This window comes from Agrobacterium sp. SOY23 (assembly GCF_027212525.1).
GTDB classification, from domain to species: domain Bacteria; phylum Pseudomonadota; class Alphaproteobacteria; order Rhizobiales; family Rhizobiaceae; genus Agrobacterium; species Agrobacterium tumefaciens_I.
This window is the reverse complement of sequence record NZ_JAPWDT010000008.1, coordinates 233,220-255,491: the sequence shown is the minus strand read 5'-3', so window position 1 is coordinate 255,491 and position 22,272 is coordinate 233,220. Positions and strand designations below refer to the sequence as shown.

The window sequence follows — 22,272 nt, the reverse complement described above, 5'->3', positions numbered from 1 at the left end:
AAGAGGCCGGATTTAAACCGGGGGCTGTGGATAGGCCGGCCGCCCGAATAAATTGGCGATTGCATTCGCCAACTCAAGGTCGAAACGCGGCAGGAAAAGATCGAAAGGGGCAAGCCTTGGCGTGATGACGGCGACCTCCGGCATGGAAACCCTCCCTTCGGCCGCTGCGGCAATTTGCGGCAGACCCGCCATTGCCGGTTTCGCCACCCCGGCGGGCGCCGATGGAAAGAGCGCCGCGGCCTGCTCAGCGGTGCCAGCTCTGCCCGCCATAACATCAATTGCAAAGTCCGCTCCGTTTTTCACCAGGAAACGATCATCCCAAAGGGCCTGCCCGGACGGCTCGATTTCAAACTCCGGCAGGTTTCGCTGTTCACGAAAAATATAGAGCCCGTCCCGCCGGCGCTCGAGCAAAACCCGGCCGACGGTCATTCGCCCGTTTTCACCCGTTTTGAGAAAGAGCAGAACGCGCTCCATACTGCTTGCAGCCGGAAAATAGGATCTGCCGCCAAGTGTGGCGATCAACGCCGCCAGTCCATGCCGAAACTCGGGAAGATCGGGATTGACGTTATCGCCGGCCAATCTGGCAAGGGCGGCATGAAAAACCTCGGCATGTTCGTGCAGGAAAACGGCTGTTCTTTCGGAAAGCATCCGCCTTCTGACGGCAGCGCTGTCATCAAGCGCAATCGGGGAGTAGGGCAGCACCTGCCGCACGCGGACCCGCTCATATCTGACATTTTCATTGCTCGGGTCGTCCAGCCAATGCCGCGAGCGTGACGATACGTAATCACGGATCGCCTGTCTCTCGCAGGTGAGAAACGGCCGCATGATCCAGAGATGTGCATCATATAGGACCGCATCCGCCATGCCGGAGAGGCCGAGATTGTCACTGCCGCCGCTACGCGCAGCGCGCATCGCCACGGTTTCGCGCTGGTCGCCGATTGTGTGCCCGGTCGCAACAAGATCGGCGCCGGTTGCCCGGGCAACGTCGGCAATCAGGCGATAACGCGCAAGCCGGGAGGCTTCGGACAGGCCGGAGGCCGGCTTTGCGCCATCCCATCGGCGTGTCGTGTGGGGAATTCCAAGTTCGGCGCAGAGCACGGCGACCTTGCGCGCCTCATCGGCGGATTCTGCCCTCAGCGCATGGTCGATCGTGACGGCGGAAAGTCGCAGCCCATCGCCGCCAGCCGATCTTGCCTCGTTTAATGCCAGCAACAGGCCGGTGGAGTCGCTGCCGCCTGAGATTGCAACGAGGATATGGGTGGGTTTGTGGAGATTTTCGACAAAAGACTTCACCGCCGCAAGCGGCGCGACTGTCTCTTCATTCGAAATGCGGGCATCAACCGGCATGGAAATACCCGCCATGGCAGGAAAAAATCAGCAGCTCAGCCGTTTCTGTTCGCTGGCAACCTTGGTCAGCACGGTCTTGGAGGCATTGGGATAACGCTTCGGCACCTCGCGCAGCGTGGCGCAGGCGGTTTCGGTATTGTCGAGAGCAGCAAGCGACATGCCGAGCTTCATCAGCATTTCCGGCGCCTTCAGAGATTTGCCATAGGCCTGATGGCCGTTGAGGAAAGTCTTCGCCGCCTCGTTGAACTTGCCCTGCGAATATTGCGCCTCGCCCAGCCAGAAGCTCGCATCGGCCGCCTTGGCGCCCTTGGGGTAGCCCTGGAGATATTGCTGGAAGCCCTGCTCCGCCAGCTTGTAGTCCCCGGAAAGCACATGGCCATAAGCGGCCTGATAGATATCGCCTTCGCTGGTCAGCGCCGCCGTATTGACCGGATCGGTCTTGCGGGTGCTGTTACCGGTGGTCACGCCGGGAAGGCTGCCGGAGGAATTGTTGGCGCCCTGGTTCAGCGTGCCGCCAACCGGCATTCCTTTGGAATCGAGCTCGATCGAACCGAGCGTCGTTTCTCCCGGAGCGCCCGTTGCGCCATTGGACGGAGCGGAGGACGAAACGGAAGCGCCACCCTCGGGTGGCGTTTCGATGATCGTTGCAACGTCGTCGGTCGGCGGCGAGGCCGGGTTGACCGGACTGGCTTCCGCCTTCTTTTTCGGTGCAGCGGCCGGGCTTGCACCCTTACCACCGCCATTGCCGCCTTCCAGTTCCTGGAAGCGGAACTCGTTGTCTTCCTGTGCCTTTCGGATCGTTTCCTGCATCTGCAGGAGCTGGAAGCTCATTTCTTCGATACGGCCGTTGAGCTGCCGGATCTGTTCTTCAAGCTGCTGAACCCGATAGGCTTCATTGGCCTGAACCCGGACGACCGGGGGCTGTTGCTGAGAGTTGATCGTGCCGAAGCTACCCCCCGCACCAAACAGCGGACCCGAAACGGCGATGCCGCTCAAGCCGGTGCAGGCTGCAAGCCCCAGCATTCCCGCCACGACAAGTTTCTTCATCTCATTCGTCCTGCCTTAACTGATTTGCACCGGAATGGCGCAAGCCGGATTTTTTCCATATCAACCGAAAAAGCAACTTAACTTCGGCCAAACTATGAAAAAAACAAAAGGCGGCCCGAAGACCGCCTCTCGTTCACGTTCACAATAACGTCAGGCAATCACATGCCCGCGCCACCGAGAACCGTCACAGCGCGGCGGTTCTGGGACCAGCAGGAAATGTCGTCGCAAACCGCGACCGGCTTTTCCTTGCCGTAGGAGATGGTCTTCATGCGGTTTGCCGGAACACCCTGGGAAGCCAGGAAGTCACGGGTTGCAGCGGCACGACGGGCGCCGAGCGCCAGGTTGTATTCACGCGTACCGCGTTCGTCGGCATGGCCTTCGACGGTGATTGCGTAGTTCGGGTAACGGGCCAGCCACTGGGCCTGACGCTGCAGGGTCTGCTGGGCGTCGGCGCGGATCGAGGTGGAGTCGGTGTCGAAGAAGATGCGGTCGCCGACATTGACCGTGAAGTCCTGCTGGGAGCCCGGCGTTGCGGAACCCGCGCCACCAAGGCCAAGTTCACCGGCGCTGTTCGGCATGTTCTTCTTGTTCGCGCAGCCTGCAAGAGCAAGCGCGAGCGTCATGGCGATGACAGCCGGGTTACGGGCCAGTTTCTGCATGGGGCTGAGTGCCGAAATGTGTGTACGGCTCATCGCCGGTCTCTCCTTAGGATTTCAATAACGTTGTCGGACACTAACTGATCGCGGTTAATAGCCGACAAACGCTTATGGTTAACAGAAAGGAAATGTCCCACTTTTTTGCTCCCTCACAACACTTTGCGGCAAGAAAGAGGCGCACTTCCCCATGGCATGCGTAAAACATGACGGCGCCGGTTCAGACCGGCGCCGCTGTGGCAGTCAATATCAGTCCAGAAGCGGCGACCAGGCCGGATCCGAAGCGAAGGTCGGCGTCTTGATGAGCTGTTCGTTGTAGCCCGTCAGATCGATCGAATAGAGCTGCGGACCACCCGCACCGGCGTTCTGACGGAAGAACATCAGCACGCGGCCATTCGGCGCCCAGGTCGGGCCTTCATTGTGGAAACCGCTGGTGAGGATACGTTCGCCCGAGCCGTCGGTCTTCATCACGCCAATCGAGAACTTGCCGCCCGACTGCTTGGTGAAAGCGATCAGATCGCCGCGCGGAGACCAGACCGGCGTGGAATAGGAACCATCACCGAAGGAGACGCGCTGCTGGCCGGAGCCATCGGCATTCATGACGTAAATCTGCTGGCGCCCGCCGCGGTCGCTTTCAAAGGCGACACGCTGACCGTCAGGCGAATAGGAGGGCGCGGTATCGATCGCGGCCGTATTCGTCAGACGCGTCGTGGTGCGCGAGCGCAGGTCCATGGTGTAGATATTGGCATTACCGTCCTGCTGAAGGCTCATGATGACCTTCTGGCCATCCGGCGAGAAGCGCGGCGAGAAGGTCATGCCGGGGAAGTTGCCGACGACTTCGCGCTGTCCGGTTTCCAGCTGCAGCAGGTAAACGCGCGGCTGCTGGCCTTCGAAGGACATGTAGGTCACTTCCTGGCGGTTCGGCGAGAAACGCGGCGTCAGAACGATATCGTTCGAATTGGTGAGGTTGCGGACGTTGAAGCCGTCCTGGTCCATGATCGACAGCTGGCGCTTGCGGGCCGTCTTCGGGCCGCTTTCGGAGACAAAAACGACGCGGGTATCGAAATAGCCCTTTTCACCGGTGACGCGCTCGTAGATGGCGTCCGCGATGATATGGGCGACACGACGCCAGTTTTCCGGCTGGGTGAAGAATTGCTGTCCAGCCAACTGCTGGCCGGCGAAAGTATCCCACAGGCGGAATTCGGCGCGCAGACGACCGTCGCTCTCGCGCGTCACGCGGCCGGTGACGAGCGCCTGTGCGTTGATGACCTTCCAGTCCTCGAAACGCGGCTGCTGATCCGGATTGCTGATCTTTTCGATGAAGGCATTCTTGTTGACCGGCGCAAACAGGCCGGAACGCTGCAGGTCGGCGGCGATGACGGCCGAAACCTGCGCACCGATGCCGTCACTCGACATGAAGTCGGTGATGGCGATCGGCAGCGGCTCGACGTTGCCCTTGTTGATGTTGATTTCCACCCGTGCAAAAGCCGGTACGGAGAAAACCGACATGAGGGCCGCGACAGCGAGCACCAGCCGGATCGGCGAAAATATCTTCATGTTGCCAGGCCTTTCAGCATTCATAGCAATTCACTGGGATCGAAGTTCACGACAACTTCGCTCCATGCATCGTATTTTTCGGCGGGAAGGTTCGTGAACGGAGCAGAACGCATGATGGCGCGATAGGCTCCGCCGGAAAGAGCACGGCGCGTTCCTTCCGAACCGCCGGTTGCCTCGATCTCGGGCCGACCAATGATGGTTCCGTCACGGTCAAGCTTCATGGTCACCCGGACGCGAACGTCCGAAGCATCCGCCATACCGGGAATGATCTGCCAGTTCTTCTGGATCGCACCGCGTAGCGCATCCATTTCCGTCTGGCTGAGCGTCGAGCCGCCGGTCGATTTTTTGCCGCCAAGGGCTGCCTGCTGGGTGGAGCGCTTGGCACCGCCACCGGAGGGCGCCTGCTTGTTCAACAGGGCGGCAACGTCATCGGCGTTAAAATCGCTCTCCTTCGAAGAGGCGGATTTTGCAGTCTCCTGCTTCTTCTCGCCCGGCTTCTTGTCGGAAGGCTTGTCCGTGGACTTTGCCTGATCCGGCTTTTTCTCAGCCGGTTTTTCGGCCGGCTTCTGCTCGGCGGGCTTGGTCTCAGCCTGTTTCGGCTCCTCCGGCTTCGGCGGCTCCGGGCGGGAATTTGGGCGCGGAACGTTTTGCGGCACGGGAATTTCGGCCGGCTCCTGCGTTGCCGGCGGCGGCTCTTCCGCCTTGGTTTCCTGCGGTGGCGGTTCCGTCTTCGGCTGCGGCGCTATTTCGGGCTTGGTCTGCGGCAAGGCGGCCATTTCCTGCGGCTTGGGGGCCGAGGTTTCTTCCTTGACGATTTCCTTCACCTCGTTCGCCTTGGTATCGACGACCGGCTGCGGCTTCTCCTGCTTGGGCGGAGCGGCTGCGGCGATATTGTCGTTGGGCTTGGCGGTCGGGGTCGGAGGCGCTTCGATATCGGCGGTGTTGTTGCCGATATTCTGCGCATTCTCGATGATATCAGGACGCGTGGTGGGAACAGGGGCGGACTTCTCGGCCTTCGGCGCGTTCTTGTCGCCCTGCTGGATCTGGGTCAGTTCCTCGATCGGCACCAGCTCCACCGGCAGTGCCTCGGCCTGTGACACGTCGAGCGGTTCCGGCGAGCCCAGGGAGACAAGGGCGAAAGCCAGAAGCGACGCGTGCACGATCGCGGATGTGGTAAGGCTGCCCTTCATCGTCTTACGTCAATTGTCCTGTTTCTGCTGGGTCACGAGGCCGATATTCTTGAAGCCTGCCGCCTGGATACGCGCCATCACATCGGCAACGACGCCATAGGCGGCAACGGAATCTGCGCGCACGAAGATGCGTTCGTTATAACCCGTGGTGGCGATCGCCTGCAGCTTGTCGGCCACTTCGGCTGCCTGGATTTCCGTTTCCTGCAAATGGATCTGGCCATTGGCATTGACGGAAATGGTGATCGGTTGGGTGTCCGAATTCAGAGCATTTGCGGAGGTCTGCGGCAGGTCGATCGGCACACCGACCGTCATCATCGGCGCTGCCACCATGAAGATGATGAGCAGCACGAGCATGACGTCGACCAGTGGCGTCACGTTGATCTCGCTGATCGCGCCACCTCTGCGCCGTCCGCCGCGCCCACCCCGGCGTCCACCGGAACCGCCGCCGCTGCCACCTGCTGACATACCCATATCATCTACTCCATTTTGCCTTGCGGCAAATTACTGCACGGCATCTCAATCGCGGCCGCTTATTGGGCGGCCTGCCGCGTCTGAAGTTTTTCATCGATCTGGCGCGACAGGATCGCGGAGAACTCGTCGGCAAAACCTTCCATGCGAGCGGAAAGCTTGTGCGCATCGGCCGTGAACTTGTTGTAGGCGATAACCGCCGGAATAGCCGCGACGAGACCGATAGCCGTCGCCAGAAGCGCCTCGGCGATACCCGGTGCCACGACCGCAAGGTTGGTCGACTTCGAACCGGCGATCGCCTGGAACGAGGTCATGATACCGACAACCGTACCGAAAAGACCGATGAACGGGCCGGCCGAACCGATCGTTGCGAGCGAACCGAGGCGGGCCTCGTATTGTTCGCCTTCACGCGCGATCGTCACATCCATCGCCCGGTCGATACGCATCTGCAGGCCGATGGGCGAACGTGCGCCACGCTCGAAGGATTTTTTCCATTCCCGCATGGCAGAAACGAAAATCGCCGCAAGACCGCCATTCTGGCGCTCCGCCAGCGTGCGATAAAGCTCCTCGAGCGACTGGCCGGACCAGAAGACCTGTTCGAACTGGTCGAACTGGCGCTTCGCCTTACCGAAAGTCACATATTTGTCGAAGACGATCGCCCACGTCCAGACCGAGGCGGCGATAAGTCCGATCATCACGAGCTTTACGATGAAGCCCGCCTGCATAAACAGCGCCCAGAGACTTACATCATGCGTCGCCGCTGCCAAACCTGCCTGTTCCATAAATAATCCAATCCCCGAATCCAAACGCCCGGTACGGGACCGGGCGATTCAAACGCGTGTTAACGCTCGAAGTCGTACGGCCGTAGCCGTTAACCCCTTAGCCATACCCCGATACTTGCCAGTAAGCCTTACTTGCCAATAAATTTGGTGAAAGGAAGGCGTGCGCCGCACAAATGCCAGTTGCTAAAGTAAGACACCATTATGGTTAAAGGAGTGTTACAGCCGGGCCACGCCGGGTGGATTTACTGCGCCCGGCCGTCAATTACTTCAGGAATTTTTCCGCCACCGTCTCCGGAAGCCGCCTTGGGCGGCCATTGGCATTGATGACGGCGATGATCACCTTGGCGGCGACGAGCAGCGTTTCGCCACGCCGGATTTCCTGATTGAGCACCATTTTCGCGCCGCCCGCCTTCTCGGTCACGGTGGTGATGGTCAAGACGTCGTCCATCCGTGCCGGGGTCTTGAAATCGATCTCCATGCGGTGAACGACGAAGACCAGACCTTCCTCATCGGCGGTCAGAAGCGCGCTCTGTTCGCAGCCGAGGCAACGTAGATAATCGGTGCGGCCACGCTCGAGAAAATGCAGATAACGCGCATGATAAACGAGACCGGAAAAATCCGTATCCTCATAATAGACCCGCTGCGTCAGACGATGGCCATGTTCGATAAGCTCACCCGAAAGCGAAACCACAAGCCCGCTCATACTGTCTCCTTGAGAATTTCGGCCGCAGGGGAACGACCTTCGCAGACGATAAGATGCTCGTGACGCTGAGGTAGCACCCCGATGCGCTCCGCGATAAACCGGGGCCGCAGATCGTTTTTGAGCAAGACGGAAGGCTGAGCCGGCAGCCAGCGGAACTCCACCTCGGTGCCATCCACAATCCGGTGCACAATATCGTTTTCATGGAACGGAAAAGGTGCCGCAAGCGAGATGAGATAATAAAATGCCAACTCGTGCGCAGCATAACCGTCATAGGCAAAAAAGTTTTCGGCCGACCAGAGAAGGCGCTCGACCGAGCAATCCCGCTCAAGTTCCTCGCCGATCTCGCGGATGATGGTTTCTTCGGAGCTTTCGCCGATTTCCGCCCTTCCGCCCGGCAAGGCCCAATAATTGTCCTTGGTGCCGCGCTGGACGAGAAGATGATCGTTCTGCAAGATCAGCGCCGCAACCCGCATGCTGAAGAGCTGCGGTTTCCGGTCCAGCCGGATCATGTGGCGTTCAGGGGCAGAAGTCATTTATCGTCCAGATCGCCGTCATGCCAGACGAGGTGTCTTGTGGTCTGCGGCAGGTGTTCTATTTCGTCGGCGATGAAATAGGGCGGAATATCAAGCTCCGTCAATGCCTGTCGCGTGGCCTCGACCCAACGGAACTCCAGTTCGTTATCACCGTCCTGAACGCGGTGAATGACAGCCGTGGGATGAAAGGCCAGCGTCTGCGGCAGGTCCATCAGATAATAAAAGCCGAGTTCGTGCCAGTCCTTGCCTTCATAGTGGAAAAAATTCTCCACCGCCCAGAGAAGCCTTCCCACCTTGGCCTCGACACCCAGCTCCTCCACCATTTCCCGCGCCAGCGTTTCTTCGGAGCGCTCGCCCATTTCGGCGCGACCACCCGGGAATGTCCAGAATTTTTCATGCGACGCCCGGTGCACCAGCACGTGGCCATCACGAAACGCCAATCCCGCAACGCGCATCTGGAAGATGCGCTTCGGCTTGAATTTCATGCGAATGCGGGTGTCCTGTTTTTTCGTATCGTGCGTCATTGTACTGACCTGCGGGCCGGAAACATCAAATCGGGTTCCGCCCATCCTAACGCATCCATCTCGACTTTTCTCGCCTGTGCATCATCTCCCACAATGAATTCATCCAGTTGCGGCGGTTTTACCGCAGTGTCGGACAGCATCGCATGCACCTGCCCGCGATGATGCGTCTGATGCTGGAAGAGATGGGAGAGGACATCGTCGCAACGATCCTGCTGGATGCGCGCGCCGCGGTGAATATTGACGGAGGCCGCGAGATCTCCCTCATCGAGCCCATCGACAAATGCGATCAGCACCTCGTCAAGCTCCGTCTGGGCGTCGTGCAGCGCCGCCATGGTGGCGAAGGGCTCCACTACCGCAAAGGCGGCAAAGCCGAGCGTTCCACCCTGCAGGGCGTCAATATAAAAACGGTCGACGGTATGGATGTGGTTCAACGTCGCCCGGATCGTCGCGAAGAAGCTGACGCGGCGCGCAATGAAGGCCTCCTGCGGAAGCTGAAGACAGGCCTGATGCAGCCGGAAATTGGCCAACCGGTTGTTGCGCGCGAGTTTGCGAAAGACCCGTAGCGGATCGTAAGCCATCACTATTCCTCCATCCTGCAAAAAGCCGGCCTCGTTCAATCGGAGTGCTCAAGCTCCGGCCTGCGTTCAGAACCTTTGCACCGTCTTCCTGCCCGGTCAGATAGGCAGGCCCCCGTGGGCATGCCGGCTTTTTTCTCAATCATCCTCCAGCGTCAGCCGGAACTGCGCCGCCTCGAGATCCTTCGGTGGCTGCATGCCGAGATGTTTCCAGGCCGTCGCGGTCAGGATGCGCCCGCGCGGCGTGCGCTGGATGAAACCCTGCTGGATCATGTAGGGTTCGATGATGTCCTCAATGGCATCACGCGGCTCCGAGAGACCGGCGGCGATGGTTTCGATGCCGACGGGGCCGCCGCCGAAATTGACGGCGATCATGGTGAGATACCGCATGTCCAGCTGGTCGAGACCCATATTGTCGACCAGAAGCCGCGTCAGAGCCTCATCGGCAATCTCGCGGGTAACGGCTTCCGCGCGCGCCACCTCGGCGAAATCGCGCACCCGGCGCAAAAGCCGCCCGGCAATACGCGGTGTGCCGCGGGCACGCCTTGCCACTTCGCGTGCGCCCTCGTCGGTCATGTTGAGCCCCATCAGCCGCGCCCCGCGCCGGACGATCCGCTCCAGTTCATCGACCGTGTAGAAGGCCAGCCGGACGGGAATGCCGAAACGGTCGCGCAGCGGCGTCGTCAGCAGGCCTAGACGGGTGGTGGCGGCCACAAGGGTGAATTTGGAAAGATCGATCTTCACCGAGCGCGCCGCCGGTCCCTCACCAATGATCAGATCGAGCTGAAAATCCTCCATGGCCGGATAGAGGATTTCCTCCACCGCCGGATTGAGTCGATGGATTTCGTCGATGAAGAGCACATCGCGCTCCTCGAGATTGGTAAGGAGGGCCGCAAGATCGCCCGCCTTGGCGATGACCGGTCCCGAGGTGGACTTGAAATTGACACCAAGCTCCTTGGCCATGATCTGCGCCAGCGTCGTCTTGCCGAGGCCGGGCGGGCCGACAAACAGCACGTGGTCCAGCGCCTCGCCACGGTTCTTGGCCGCCTCGATGAACACCTTGAGATTGGCGCGGGCTTCCGCCTGGCCGGTAAAATCATCCAGCGACTGCGGACGCAGCGTGGTGTCGATATCCTCGCCGCGCTTTTCGGGGGTGATCAATCTTTCCGCATCGCTCATTCAGGGCATTCCATTGTTCTCGTCAAATTCATCAGGTGACCGCCGTCGCTATATCACGACTATCGCGACAACGCGCTTCACGAAATTCAGGATATGTATGGGCTCTACGTCCGATTGACAGACCGTCCTTACCGCGAAAGCTCCTTCAGCCCAAGCCGGATGAGCTTGGCGCTGTCGCCACCCTCCCCGCCATTCTTCAGCGCGGCGGCAACCGCATTGGCGGCCTGGTCGCGCGAATAGCCGAGATTGGTGAGTGCTGAAACGGCATCCGCCACCGGCGCGGAGGCGACACCCTCTCCAAGCTCCTGCTTGAGGCCGATGGAGGCAGAGGCCTCTCCGGCAAAGGCGGGTGCCTTGTTGCGAAGCTCGGTCACGAGGCGCACCGCCACCTTGGGCCCGACGCCGGGCGCGCGCGAAATCATCACCTTGTCCTGAAGCGCGATGGCATTGGCGAGTTCCGAAGGAGAAAGCGTGGACAGGACGGCCAGTGCCACTTTCGAGCCAACCCCCTGCACACTTTGCAGCAGGTTGAACCATTCCCGCTCCAGCGCCGAGAGAAAGCCGAAGAGCTTCAGCTGGTCCTCACGCACGTAGGTTTCGATGAACAGCACCACCGCTTCCCCGACGGAGCCGATTTTCGACAGGGTGCGCGCCGAACAATAGGCGACGTAACAGACGCCATGCACATCCACCAGCACGTAATCCGCGCCGATTTCTTCGATGCTGCCCTTCAATTTTCCGATCATGATGCCGCCCGCTCAATGAGACTTATATTCAACCGGCCGCCAAGAGCCGCCGCATCCTGTCACCGCCGCGATTATGGGCGTGGCAGATGGCGATGGCGAGCGCGTCCGCCGCATCGTTACCCTTAAATTCGGCCTTCGGCATCAGGATTTTCAGCATCATGTGAATCTGCTGCTTTTCGCCGTGCCCGACGCCGATGACGGCCTTCTTGACCGCATTCGGTGCATATTCGAAGACCGGCAATCCGGCGCGCGCCGGAACCAGCATGGCAATGCCGCGCGCCTGGCCAAGTTTCAGCGTGGCGACAGCATCCTTGTTCACGAAGGTCTGCTCCACGGCCGCTTCGTCGGGCTGATGGCTATGCACGATATCCGCCAGCCCGTCATGCAGCTGGCAGAGCCGGGAGGCGAGGTCCATATCGCCATCCGACGTCACCGTGCCGGAAGCGACAAACCTGAGGCTATTGCCGAGGGTGTCGATGACACCCCAGCCGGTGCGCCGCAGCCCGGGGTCGATGCCGATGATTCGAATCGTCTTTTGCATGAGCTACCTTATCTTTCCGGTTGCGACCCTGCCAGCGATAAGTGAACAAAACGACAACATTCATCAAATTTGCAGTGCAGCATTTACCTCTGCTTAAACCGCGTACCGCATTGTTCTCCACAAAATCAAAAAAGGGGAGCTGCGGACATGATGATCCGCAGCACAATAGTTTCGCCATATCAGCCGTCCGATGGCGCCATCCATGCATGGCGTAGGAACTGATCCGGCATTGGGGGCTGTATCGGCCATGCTGAACCGTTTTCATTCCATATCCACCAAGGTGCTCGTCATTTTCCTGGCGCTGATGGCGATCTCGACCGGGGCTCTCACGCTTCTCGGTTATCAGAGCAGCAGCGGCGTTCTGGAAGAACAGGCGTCGAAATCCACGGAGAGCATTCTCGTCTTCCGCGGTGACATGCTTCAGGAGCGTCTTGAACAGCTGAAGACACAGGCGGATTCCATTGCCAAGATCGAAGCCCTGCAGATGGCTGTCGTTTCCATGCGCAGCGGCTGGGCGACCGTGCAGAAAAATTCCGGTGACGCGAAGGCGGAGTTGCAGCGCGTCTTCGTCAAGGAGAACCCCTTTGGCGACAGGGAAAAGCTGATCAAGCCGGAAAGCCCGAGCGGCTTTTATTATTCCACCCATGAAAAGACCCAGACGGATATAGCCGGTTATCTCAAGGGAACGCCGTTCAGCGACGTCCTCTTCATCGATCCCGCCGGGGCGGTCTATTATTCCTATCTGAAAGGACCGGCTTTCGGAGAAACCGTAACGTCCGGCGTCTGGACGGAAAGCGGCCTTGGCGCAGCCTTTGCGCGCGGCGCGACGAATGCGGAAAAGGCGGTCAACGATGTGGCGCAGACCAGCTTCTCCGGGTTGCGGATCGATGCTGCGACAAAGGAGGCCGGTATTTATTTCGGCGTTCCGGTCGTCAAATTTGGCGCGTTCAAGGGCATCGTTCTTTTCCGCGTCAAGGAGGGCGTTTTCGGCCAGATACTTACCAAAGGCATCGCGGTCGGCAGCTCCGAACAATCCGCCATCATATCCGCCGATGGCAAGGTTCTCGGCGTGGAAGGCGAAAAGCTGGTGAACCTCGACCCTGTCGTCTACGGTTTTCATGGCGAAGCGCTGAACGCGACCGGCATGACCATTGCCAAGATCAATCGCGCGGATGGCGAGGCCAATGCCTATGCCCGCCCCTTCTCTTTTGCCGGCGAGAAATATCTCGCGGTCGAAAGCATGCTGCGCAGCGAGTTGAATGCCGGCTCCGTCTCGATTGCCGGTACGCTTGCCGTGATCGGCCTTTGCGTTCTGGCCGCCATGTGCGCGGCGACAGCCTTTTTCGCGCGGCGCCTGTTCGCACCACTGGAAAAACTTGCAGGGTTAACCGGTGAGGTGGCCGCCGGCCGTCTCGATATGGAAATCGGCAATCAGGATCGCGGGGACGAGATCGGCCGGATGGCGCGTGCGCTCGGCAGTTTCCGTGAAAAACTCATCCTGCAGCGGGAAATGGAAGAGACCGCATCGCGCACGCGGGAGGAAGCCGAAACGGCGCGGCGCGCGCATCTTGCTGAGCGCGAGGCCGAGGCCGGCACCCTGCAGATGGTCGTGCAGTCTTTGGATGAGGGGCTCGACCGGCTGGCGAACGGCAATCTCGCCCATCGCATAGAGACCGTTTTTCCAGATGATCTCGAAAGCCTGCGCCACAACTTCAATACGGCGCTTGCCCGGCTCAGCGAGACCATGGAGGCGATTGGCGGCAACTCCGCCGCTGTTCGTGGCGGCTCCGAGGAAATGCGGGTGGGGGCCGATCAGCTGGCGGAACGCACCGAGCGGCAGGCGGCTTCCATCACCGAAACGGCAAGCGCCATCAAGGCGATTGCCGAGGCCGTCCGCGACCAGATCGAACGCGCCGAACAGGCAACCCGGATCGCGCGCGACGCCAGCACGGAGGCAACCACATCCAGCCGCGTCATGGAACAGACCATCGCCGCCATGGAGGCGATCCAGACCTCGTCGCGCCAGATCAACCAGATCATCGGCGTCATCGATGAAATCGCCTTCCAGACCAATCTCCTTGCCTTGAATGCCGGGGTGGAAGCAGCACGCGCCGGTGATGCCGGCAAGGGTTTTGCCGTCGTGGCGCAGGAGGTGCGCGAACTGGCGCAGCGTTCGGCCGCCGCGGCGAAAGAAATCACCAGCCTTTTGAAACGCTCCACCGACGAGGTTTCCGCCGGCGTGGCGCTGGTGGAAAAAGCCGGCGCTTCGCTGACCGGCATCGGCAAACATGTGCAGACCATCAGCGCGCGCATCGAGGAGATCATGGAATCCACCCGCGAGGAAGCGCATACGCTCTCGGAAATCAACAGCACCGTCACCAGCCTCGATACCATGACCCAGCAGAATGCCGCCATGGTGGAAGAGACGACAGCGGCCATTCACAATCTCGCCTCCGAAGCGGGTGAAATGGATGGCAGGCTCGGAGAGTTCGTGCTGGCCTCGGAGCAACAAACGGCGCGGCATCACGAGAACAGGCAATTCCGGCGGGCGGGCTGAGGCGACCGGCAGGCGAAAGCAGGGGTCTCTCCGGAGGCCCCAATTTTTTTGAACCATGCTTCAATTCTGCGCGACTTCTCTGGTAAATCAGGACACGCGCCCTACATCCGCAGCAAAGACTTAAACTTCTGCAGGAGCGTCCGATGATCCCCTTTTCCATTCTCGACCTTTCGCCGATCGGCGAAGGCGAGAGCGTCAGCGCGGCGCTCGAAAATTCCCGCCGCATGGCCATCAAGGCCGAAGAGCACGGTTATAACCGCATCTGGCTGGCGGAACATCACGGCATGCCGGGCATTGCAAGTGCCGCGACCTCACTCGTCATCGCCCATGTGGGTGCTGCGACGAAACATATCCGTGTCGGTTCCGGCGGCATCATGCTGCCCAACCACTCACCGCTCGTCATTGCCGAGCAGTTCGGCACACTTGCAGCACTTCTGCCGGGCCGCGTCGATCTCGGTCTCGGCCGCGCGCCGGGAACCGATATGCGCACGGCACGAGCCCTGCGCCGCAACCTCGATGCCGGCGCGGAAAATTTCCCGCAGGATATCATCGAACTGCAGCGTTACCTCGGCCCACCGCAGCCGGATCAGGCGATCCTGGCCGTGCCCGGCATGAATTCCAACGTGCCGCTCTGGCTGCTCGGCTCCAGCACCTACAGCGCGCATCTGGCCGCAGCGCTCGGCCTGCCCTATTCCTTCGCCTCGCATTTTGCCCCTGATATGCTGATGGAGGCGATCCACATCTATCGCGAGCGGTTCCAGCCTTCCGAGGTGCTGGACAAGCCCTATGTGATGGTGGGTGTGATGGGTGTCGGCGCCGAGACCGACGAAGAGGCGCAGCATCTCTTCACCTCGTCCCAGCAGCAATTCGTCAATCTGCGGCGCAATGTGCGCACCCAGTTTCCGAAACCGGTGCACAGCATGGACGATTACTGGAACGAGATGGAACGTTTCTCCGTCGAACACACGCTGCGTTTCGCCGCTGTTGGTTCACCCCAGACGATCGAGCGCCATCTCGACGGTTTTCTGGCCGAAACGCAGGCGGATGAGCTGATCGTCTCGATGCCGATCCACGATATCGAAAAGCGGCTGCGTTCCGTGGAGATTTTCGCCGACGTGCGAACCTCCATCAGGAAGGCCGCCTAGACTTTTCGCATTTCCTGGAAGCGCTTTAAACAAAAAGCCCCGGAGCCATGTGGCTGCCGGGGCTTTTTCTTGGAATATCAAACGTCAGGCGGAAAGCTTGGCGAGAATTTCTTCGGAAACTTCGAAGTTGGAATAGACGTTCTGTACGTCGTCATCATCTTCGAGGTTGTCGATGAGCTTCATCAGCGACTGCGCCTTTTCTTCATCCACAGGCACCGTGTTCTGCGGCTTCCAGATGGCCTTCACGCTTTCGGCTTCGCCCAGCACGCCTTCCAGCGCCTTGGAAACCTCATTCATCGCTTCGAAACCGCAGATGATGGTGTGGCCGTCTTCAGACGATTCGACATCATCGGCACCGGCTTCAATAGCCGCTTCCATGACCTTGTCGGCATCGCCGACTTCGGCCTTGTAGGCGATCTCGCCAACGCGGTCGAAGGAGAAGGATACCGAGCCGGTTTCGCCGAGCGCGCCGCCTGCCTTGGTGAAGATGGAGCGTACGTTGGAGGCGGTGCGGTTGCGGTTGTCGGTCAGGGCCTCGACGACGACAGCCACGCCACCCGGGCCGTAACCCTCGTAACGGACTTCATCGTAGTTTTCGCTGTCTGCACCGGAAGCTTTCTTGATCGCGCGCTCGATATTGTCCTTCGGCATGGACTGGGCCTTGGCGTTCTGGATTGCCAGACGCAGGCGCGCGTTCATGTTCGGGTCGGGCATGCCCGACTTTGCCGCAACGGTGATTTCACGCGCAAGCTTGGAAAACATTTTGGACCGTACGGAGTCCTGCTTGCCCTTGCGGTGCATGATGTTCTTGAACTGTGAATGACCAGCCATGGAAAACCCGATTGTCTTAATTTGGAGATTGCGGGCCTTATAAGTGCGATAAGCGCATCGTTCAAGCCCGCAGGCGCTTTCTCTTGCCGCAACGATGGAAGGAACTGATTTATCCGCTTCTCGTTCTGGTCATGAACGCGAAGGAGCCGGCCCTGTTCACCCGCTCCGCCGCCGTATCAAACCGGAAGGAGAAAACACATGGTCAGCCTGACTGAAGCAAGAGAAACCCCGGCCCGCCAGCTCTGGGACGAGGTGAACTCTGTCCATGCCGGGATGCTCGGCCTCGAGGGCCTGCACAACCATATGCAACCAATGGCGCCGCATGCCGACCCCAGGACCAACACCATCTGGTTTTTCTCGAAAAAAGACGCCCATCTCGTAAAATCACTGAAGTCCGGTTCCCGCGCGCATTTCTGCCTCGTCGGCAAGGATCATGATTACCACGCCTGCCTCTTCGGCATTCTGGAAGCCCGTGACGACAGGGCAAAGATCGACGAATACTGGAATTCCGTCACCGCTGCCTGGTACGAGCACGGCAAAGTCGATCCGCAACTCGCCATGCTCGCGCTTCATGTCGATGACGCCGAAATCTGGGCCTCGACCGACAGCACGCTCAAATTCGGCTGGGAAATCGCCAAGGCCAACATGTCGGACGACAAGACGCCTGATGTCGGCGTGCGCCAGCACCTCACCTTTGCCTGATCGTGATGCCCGACCAGCATCTCTCCCGGCCTCGTCGCCGGTTGCCAGCTACATGCCTTTCGGCACCAGTATCTGCGGTTGGCGGGGAAGGTTTCTCATCGAAACCCGGATCACCGGATCGCCGGCATAGGCAATCCGGAAATTCTCACCGAACATCGTCAGAAACTGTTCGAGCGGCGGCCCGGTGCGATGCATCGGCAGGATCAGCGCCGAGCGCAGGCGCTTGACCACCCGGCTCATGCTGTCAGCCCCCATGGTCAGGCCGCCATCCACCGGCACCATCAGCACATCCAGACGCCCGATCTCGGCATAATGTGTATCCGTCAGCTCGTGATGCAGATGGCCGAGGTGACCGATGCAGAGGCCCGCAACCTCGAAGATGAAGATGGAATTGCCGTTTTCCTGAAAGGATTCGTAGTCGCCCCAGCGGTTGCGAATGTCGGTCGCGACGTTGCGGATATAGACGTCGCCCACCAGCACCTTGTGCTCGGCCTTTTCTCCCGGCGTATCGCTCCAGCCATGCAGGACATATTGAATGGCCGAATCCGGATTGAGGGTGAAATGGGTGGAGTGGGCCCGGTTCATCGTCACCACCGTCGGCGTGACGGGCGGACGGTAGACGCCATTATAGTCGGTGGCGATCGTCACGCCACCGGGGCTTTCGATCAGATAGGTGGAATGGCCGATGAAGCTGATCTTCACCTCTTCCTTCGCCGCCGCCTGGGCAAGCTGGACACCGGGCTGATTGAAGCTCGCGAACGTGACACCGGGAATATTGCGGGCAATCGCCTGGCACTGGCTGACGGGAGGCCGGCTTTCCGTCTGGGAAAAGGCGGCTCCCGCACAGGCGATCAGCCCGGTCATTGCAAGCATTAGCACGCGCAGCATCATGCCACTCCCCTGAACTTGCGAAGGTTGAGAGGATGAGGCAGGTTTTGCGGGGCGTCCAGTTACAAGAACGGCGGAATGCTCACACTCTCGTCATTGTGAACGCTTCCGGCAGACGTTCAGGCCCAGAAGGAGGGCAATGTTTCCGAAAGACGCGGGCCGATGCGAAGCGGCGCGATCTTTTCCGCAAGCCCGGTGCGATCGGAAATTTCGACACCGACGCCGCAGATCGTCGCCGGCCCGCTTGCGGCCTCGAAACGGCCCTTCGGCATTTTGGAAATGAAGCGGTTGATCGGCTCTTCCTTCTCCATGCCAAGCGAGCTGTCATAGTCACCGCACATACCGGCATCAGACATATATGCCGTGCCGCCGTTGAGGATTTGCGCATCCGCCGTCGGAACATGGGTGTGGGTGCCAACGACGAAGCTCGCGCGGCCGTCGACGAAATGGCCGAAACACTGTTTCTCGCTGGTCGCCTCGGCGTGGAAGTCGAAGATGATGGCGTCGGCCTGTTCCTTCAGCGGACAGGCCGCAAGAATGTTTTCCGCCGACTTGAAAGGATCGTCCAGTTCCGGGTGCATGAACACCCGGCCCATGATGTTGGCGACGAGGATACGCGCGCCGTTGCGGGCATAAAAAATGCCCGAGCCCTTGCCCGGCGTGCCGTCCGGATAATTGGCGGGCCGCAGGAACTGGTCGTGCCGCTCGCAGAAGGAAACGGCCTCCTTCTGATCCCAGACATGGTTTCCGGTCGTCACCACATCGGCGCCGGCATTGATGGTCTCGAGATAGATATCCTCGGTGATGCCGAAACCGCCGGCGGCGTTTTCACCGTTGACGATGACAAAATCGAGCTTCAGATCGGAAATAAGCCCCGGCAATCGCTCCCAGACCGCCGTGCGTCCGGTCTTGCCAACCATATCTCCGAGAAAAAGAAGCCTCATTCACCCGCCCCGATCTTGCGCATGTTGTTTGAATTCCGCTCCCTCTAACGGGTAAGCGGTCATTTAAAAAGTGCTAAAGCGCCTTTTGCCCATTGTCCGGCATCGATGGCGGCTCAGAAAACCAGCGCAGACCGCTCTCCGTCAGGACGGCGTGCAGCGGCACGTCATGCGGCTCGGCCGGCACCGAGGGCACTTCCTGACAATCGAAGGCGATGCCGATGAGAACGGGCTTTCGACCTTTGTCATGCAATCGCGCGATGGCGCGGTCATAGTGCCCCGCACCATAACCGATACGGCGGCCCTCCGCATCGAATGCGGCAAGCGGCACAAGCAGTATATCCGGGTCGAGAACCTCAGCCTCTTCTCCCGGCCCCATCGTTCCGAAACCGGTCTTGACGAGGGGCGCATCCGCGGCAAACGCCCGGAACACGATGGTTTCGCGTGTCAGCACCACCGGCAGGACAAGGCGCCCGTCCTTGTGGCGCAGGACATCCATCAACGGACGCGTATCAACCTCGGTGCGGATGGGCATGAAACCGGAAACAATGGTTCCCGGCTCGAAATTTATGCCGGAAACCGCATAGGCCGCGACGGCCAGACTTCTTTGCCGGCGATCCGCCTCGCTCAAGGCGTCGCGCGCGGCAAGCCGCTCACCGCGCAGTCTGGCCTTTTCCGCAACATCGCCCGACATCATGCAGCCCGGCTCACAAGAACCTTGTCGATGCGGTGGCCATCCAGATCAATGACCTCGAAACGCCAGCCGTTGCGGGTCACATGTTCGCCCAGTTCCGGCAGGCGGCGGAACTCGTCCAGCACCAGACCGGCGACGGTTTCGAATTCGGCATCCTCGTCGATCTGGAAACCCATGCGATAAGCGAATTCGTCGGCGGGCATCCAGCCGGCGACGAGGAACGAACCGTCCTCACGCTCGACCATGGCCGGCTCCTCGTCATCTTCTTCCTGGAAAGCGCCGGTAATGGCCTCCAGCACGTCGCCCGAGCTGACGATACCTTCGAAATGGCCATATTCGTCATAGACCAGCACCATATGCACGGTGGAACGGCGCAGCGACTGGATGACATCCACCGCGCTCGTCAGGTCGGAAACCACCGGAACCTCGCGCAGAAGCTCGCGAATATTGAGTTCCTTGCCGGACGCCAGCGCATCGAAGGCATCCTTGGCGAAAAGCACGCCCAAAATTTCGTCGGAGGCGCCGTTGCGCACCGGCAGGCGCGAACGCTGCGTCTGGCGAAGCTGCTCGCGGATCTCCTCGGCGCTGTCTTCGATATCGACCACTTCCACGTCACGGCGCGGCGTCATCAGGCCGCGGGCATTGCGGTCGGCAAGGCGCATGACGCTGGTGATCATCGCCGATTCCTCGGTCTCGATCACGCCGGCGCTATGGGCTTCGGCCAGAACCGTGCGGATTTCATCGTCGGTGACCGACGCGTTGGACTCGCCGCTATGGCCAAGAAGCGCCAGGACGGCCTTGCCGGACCTGTCGAGCAGCCAGACGAGCGGCGCACCGATTTTGGACAGCAGCGTCATGGTGGGCGCAACGCGGGCCGCGACCTTTTCCGGGTCGCGCAGCGCGATCTGCTTGGGCACCAGTTCGCCGACGATCAGCGACAGATAGGTGATGGCGACGACCACCGAGCCGACGCCGAGCGCATCGGCCGCACGGTCGGGCACGCCCTGCTCGGCAAGCCAGGTCGTGAAGCGGGCGCCGAGCGTGGCGCCCGAAAAGGCGCCCGAAAGGATGCCGACCAGCGTGATGCCGATCTGCACCGTGGAAAGAAAACGTCCGGGATTTTCGGAAAGGCTGAGCGCCAGCGTTGCACCCCTGCTGCCCTGCGCGGCAAGCACCTTGAGCCTCGCCGGTCTGGAGGAGACAACGGCAAGCTCGGACATGGCAAGCACACCGTTCAATACGGTGAGCAGGACCACGATCATAATTTCAGTAAACAAGTTTAGCTCTTTGGGCTGTTGAACGGCACGTCGCGGTTTTGGCCGCAGCGCCCTTTTTTAAAGGGCATGACAGACATACCAATTCGAATAATAGGCAATTGTTCCGCCATTGCAATGACGACGGTATAAAAAAGCCGCCTCCGGCAGCGATGAAAATGACTGTCGACAATATTAAAGGTCAGGAGAAGCATCGGCGGGTGATCCGAAACTTCAAGCGCGATCCACGGCGACCGATGGAGATTTACGATCCTGGGTGCCTACAAAAGTAGGTGGGCACCGTGTGTCCAGCCCCACGGGACTGGCCAGGGACAGCTCCCTTTGGATCGAGTATGGCCCCAGGGATTGTGGTTCCTGTCGGGAAGCGCAGAACGCTAGCAAGATATAGGACGGATCGGAGAAAACCGCCAGAGGGCGCGGCGCGAAATTTTGCCGCCGCAGAACCCTTCAGGCAATCAATGCGCCGCGGGCTTCGGCCGCGCCAGCAGTTTTTCGGTAATGCCGTTCAGCCGGTCGGCCAGATCGCCGATGGCGAGCGCCACCATCTCGTCCGATTTCGCCTTGTGCTCGGCCATGCCGTCGCGGTTGTGGGAAAGGGCAGCAACCTCGCCTTCCAGTTTCTCGATCTTGCGATTGAGTTCGGAAAGCTCGTCCATCACCATGATGCCGGCCATGACGGTGAGCCTCAGATCGCCGATTTCGCCGAACTGGCTCTTGAGATGCCCGACATAACGATCAAAACGGGTGGCAAGATCGGTCAGGTGGTCTTCCTGCCCCGCCTCGCACGCCATGCGATAGGCCTTGCCGTCGATCATAACAGTGACTTGCGCCATGAAACCGCTCCTATCGATCCAGCACCGCGCGGATCGTCTCCATCGCCGTCACCAGCCGGCGGGAAACCTCGCGATTGACTTCCTCAAGACGGTTGGCGCGAAATTCGGCCTGATCCAGCTCGTGCGCGAGCCTTGCGCGGTCGACATGGACCCGCTTGACCTCGTTATCGATCTCGCCCGTCTCCCTTTGCCGCTCGATACGCATATCGATGGCATTTTCGAGATTCGTGATGGCAGCATTCAGCTCCGTCAGCGCAGATTGTACGGTCTTCTCAGCCGACATCGTTTTTTCCAACTCGCAAGCAACCGGCCGAATCGTCCGGTTTCAGGCCTTTTCCACGTTCACGAGGTTATTACCCGATTTACCATCCCGTCAATCAAACCAGTGCATTGAAGCGTTTTGCTCTGTGGATGAACGAAGCAGCGCGGCCCATATCGCACGATTTTTGTCGGGACAGCCGATTTTCTAAACGATTTTTATCCTTGGGCGAACCGCAATTGCCCGTGGATTTATTGACTTGCCTGCCTCACCTGCTATGGATCAACCCGCTTTTTGGATAGT

24 protein-coding genes and 1 other RNA gene are annotated in these 22,272 nt (G+C 60.0%); 3 read left to right on the top strand and 22 right to left on the bottom strand.

Translation table 11 applies throughout. From position 1 onward, the window contains the following. Positions 1 to 12 precede the first annotated feature (12 nt). From tilS to ruvC, 14 genes are all read right to left on the bottom strand, one after another. On the bottom strand, positions 13 to 1,347 hold the full coding sequence (gene tilS / locus O3S81_RS22065) for a tRNA lysidine(34) synthetase TilS (RefSeq protein WP_269346685.1): 1,335 nt from the start codon (positions 1,345 to 1,347) through the stop codon (positions 13 to 15). A 27-nt stretch (positions 1,348 to 1,374) separates the two neighbouring features. After that, on the bottom strand, positions 1,375 to 2,394 hold the full coding sequence (ybgF, locus tag O3S81_RS22060; protein WP_269346684.1) for a tol-pal system protein YbgF: 1,020 nt from the start codon (positions 2,392 to 2,394) through the stop codon (positions 1,375 to 1,377). A gap of 158 nt (positions 2,395 to 2,552) precedes the next feature. Further along, the gene (gene pal / locus O3S81_RS22055; RefSeq protein ID WP_003506243.1) at positions 2,553 to 3,086 is read right to left on the bottom strand and encodes a peptidoglycan-associated lipoprotein Pal; all 534 of its coding nucleotides are present in this window, start codon (positions 3,084 to 3,086) and stop codon (positions 2,553 to 2,555) included. A 210-nt stretch (positions 3,087 to 3,296) separates the two neighbouring features. After that, entirely contained in the window at positions 3,297 to 4,604 is a 1,308-nt protein-coding gene (tolB, locus tag O3S81_RS22050; protein ID WP_269346681.1) for a Tol-Pal system beta propeller repeat protein TolB, read from the bottom strand. Positions 4,605 to 4,624: 20 nt separating this feature from the next. Further along, positions 4,625 to 5,794 (bottom strand): TonB C-terminal domain-containing protein, encoded by a 1,170-nt coding sequence (locus O3S81_RS22045; protein ID WP_269346680.1) that lies wholly within the window; start codon positions 5,792 to 5,794, stop codon positions 4,625 to 4,627. A gap of 9 nt (positions 5,795 to 5,803) precedes the next feature. Beyond that, complete coding sequence (gene tolR / locus O3S81_RS22040; protein ID WP_004445732.1) at positions 5,804 to 6,265, bottom strand: protein TolR; 462 nt, start codon at positions 6,263 to 6,265, stop codon at positions 5,804 to 5,806. A gap of 59 nt (positions 6,266 to 6,324) precedes the next feature. After that, complete coding sequence (gene tolQ / locus O3S81_RS22035; protein WP_269346675.1) at positions 6,325 to 7,044, bottom strand: protein TolQ; 720 nt, start codon at positions 7,042 to 7,044, stop codon at positions 6,325 to 6,327. A gap of 262 nt (positions 7,045 to 7,306) precedes the next feature. Beyond that, complete coding sequence (gene ybgC, locus O3S81_RS22030; protein ID WP_269346673.1) at positions 7,307 to 7,747, bottom strand: tol-pal system-associated acyl-CoA thioesterase; 441 nt, start codon at positions 7,745 to 7,747, stop codon at positions 7,307 to 7,309. Beyond that, positions 7,744 to 8,280 carry an NUDIX hydrolase gene (locus O3S81_RS22025; protein ID WP_269346672.1) on the bottom strand — a complete coding sequence of 179 codons (537 nt, stop codon included), beginning with the start codon at positions 8,278 to 8,280 and terminating at the stop codon, positions 7,744 to 7,746. Before O3S81_RS22025 ends, ybgC begins: the two co-directional genes overlap by 4 nt. Then, positions 8,277 to 8,804, bottom strand: coding sequence for an NUDIX hydrolase (locus tag O3S81_RS22020; RefSeq protein WP_269346670.1), 528 nt, complete (start codon positions 8,802 to 8,804; stop codon positions 8,277 to 8,279). Before O3S81_RS22020 ends, O3S81_RS22025 begins: the two co-directional genes overlap by 4 nt. Beyond that, entirely contained in the window at positions 8,801 to 9,382 is a 582-nt protein-coding gene (locus O3S81_RS22015; RefSeq protein ID WP_269346668.1) for a DinB family protein, read from the bottom strand. The genes O3S81_RS22020 and O3S81_RS22015 overlap by 4 nt, the downstream gene beginning before the upstream one ends. 135 nt (positions 9,383 to 9,517) lie before the next feature. Then, the gene (gene ruvB, locus O3S81_RS22010; RefSeq protein ID WP_269346667.1) at positions 9,518 to 10,558 is read right to left on the bottom strand and encodes a Holliday junction branch migration DNA helicase RuvB; all 1,041 of its coding nucleotides are present in this window, start codon (positions 10,556 to 10,558) and stop codon (positions 9,518 to 9,520) included. A 128-nt stretch (positions 10,559 to 10,686) separates the two neighbouring features. Next, positions 10,687 to 11,304 (bottom strand): Holliday junction branch migration protein RuvA, encoded by a 618-nt coding sequence (gene ruvA, locus O3S81_RS22005; protein ID WP_003506224.1) that lies wholly within the window; start codon positions 11,302 to 11,304, stop codon positions 10,687 to 10,689. A gap of 28 nt (positions 11,305 to 11,332) precedes the next feature. Beyond that, complete coding sequence (ruvC, locus tag O3S81_RS22000; protein ID WP_003523217.1) at positions 11,333 to 11,845, bottom strand: crossover junction endodeoxyribonuclease RuvC; 513 nt, start codon at positions 11,843 to 11,845, stop codon at positions 11,333 to 11,335. A 247-nt stretch (positions 11,846 to 12,092) separates the two neighbouring features. Here ruvC and O3S81_RS21995 point away from each other — a divergent pair, with 247 nt between their 5' ends. Both O3S81_RS21995 and O3S81_RS21990 read left to right on the top strand, forming a co-directional pair. After that, positions 12,093 to 14,402, top strand: a complete 2,310-nt coding sequence (locus O3S81_RS21995; protein WP_269346665.1) for a methyl-accepting chemotaxis protein — start codon at positions 12,093 to 12,095, stop codon at positions 14,400 to 14,402. Between the two features lie 143 nt (positions 14,403 to 14,545). Next, entirely contained in the window at positions 14,546 to 15,547 is a 1,002-nt protein-coding gene (locus O3S81_RS21990; RefSeq protein WP_269346664.1) for an LLM class flavin-dependent oxidoreductase, read from the top strand. 84 nt (positions 15,548 to 15,631) lie between these two features. Here the strand turns inward: O3S81_RS21990 and O3S81_RS21985 are convergent, their stop codons facing one another. Beyond that, on the bottom strand, positions 15,632 to 16,378 hold the full coding sequence (locus O3S81_RS21985) for a YebC/PmpR family DNA-binding transcriptional regulator (protein ID WP_269346662.1): 747 nt from the start codon (positions 16,376 to 16,378) through the stop codon (positions 15,632 to 15,634). A 198-nt stretch (positions 16,379 to 16,576) separates the two neighbouring features. Between O3S81_RS21985 and O3S81_RS21980 the strand changes: the two genes are divergently transcribed. Continuing rightward, a complete protein-coding gene (locus O3S81_RS21980) occupies positions 16,577 to 17,080 on the top strand; it encodes a pyridoxamine 5'-phosphate oxidase family protein (RefSeq protein WP_269346660.1) in 504 nt (167 codons plus the stop codon). Positions 17,081 to 17,128: 48 nt separating this feature from the next. Here the strand turns inward: O3S81_RS21980 and O3S81_RS21975 are convergent, their stop codons facing one another. The 7 genes from O3S81_RS21975 to O3S81_RS21945 all read right to left on the bottom strand — a co-directional run bounded on the left by O3S81_RS21975 (position 17,129) and on the right by O3S81_RS21945 (position 21,993). Further along, positions 17,129 to 17,971: an MBL fold metallo-hydrolase gene (locus O3S81_RS21975; protein WP_269346658.1), complete on the bottom strand. Its 843-nt coding sequence runs from the start codon at positions 17,969 to 17,971 to the stop codon at positions 17,129 to 17,131. A 116-nt stretch (positions 17,972 to 18,087) separates the two neighbouring features. Further along, positions 18,088 to 18,912 carry a TIGR00282 family metallophosphoesterase gene (locus tag O3S81_RS21970; RefSeq protein ID WP_020012218.1) on the bottom strand — a complete coding sequence of 275 codons (825 nt, stop codon included), beginning with the start codon at positions 18,910 to 18,912 and terminating at the stop codon, positions 18,088 to 18,090. A gap of 73 nt (positions 18,913 to 18,985) precedes the next feature. Further along, entirely contained in the window at positions 18,986 to 19,603 is a 618-nt protein-coding gene (locus O3S81_RS21965) for a 5-formyltetrahydrofolate cyclo-ligase (RefSeq protein ID WP_269346781.1), read from the bottom strand. Beyond that, on the bottom strand, positions 19,603 to 20,865 hold the full coding sequence (locus O3S81_RS21960) for a hemolysin family protein (protein WP_331284203.1): 1,263 nt from the start codon (positions 20,863 to 20,865) through the stop codon (positions 19,603 to 19,605). Before O3S81_RS21960 ends, O3S81_RS21965 begins: the two co-directional genes overlap by 1 nt. A gap of 229 nt (positions 20,866 to 21,094) precedes the next feature. Beyond that, positions 21,095 to 21,253: non-coding RNA, 6S RNA (ssrS, locus tag O3S81_RS21955), on the bottom strand. Positions 21,254 to 21,332: 79 nt separating this feature from the next. Beyond that, positions 21,333 to 21,710 carry a cell division protein ZapA gene (locus O3S81_RS21950; RefSeq protein ID WP_269346656.1) on the bottom strand — a complete coding sequence of 126 codons (378 nt, stop codon included), beginning with the start codon at positions 21,708 to 21,710 and terminating at the stop codon, positions 21,333 to 21,335. Between the two features lie 10 nt (positions 21,711 to 21,720). After that, a complete protein-coding gene (locus O3S81_RS21945) occupies positions 21,721 to 21,993 on the bottom strand; it encodes a DUF4164 domain-containing protein (protein ID WP_003506205.1) in 273 nt (90 codons plus the stop codon). Positions 21,994 to 22,272 lie beyond the last annotated feature (279 nt).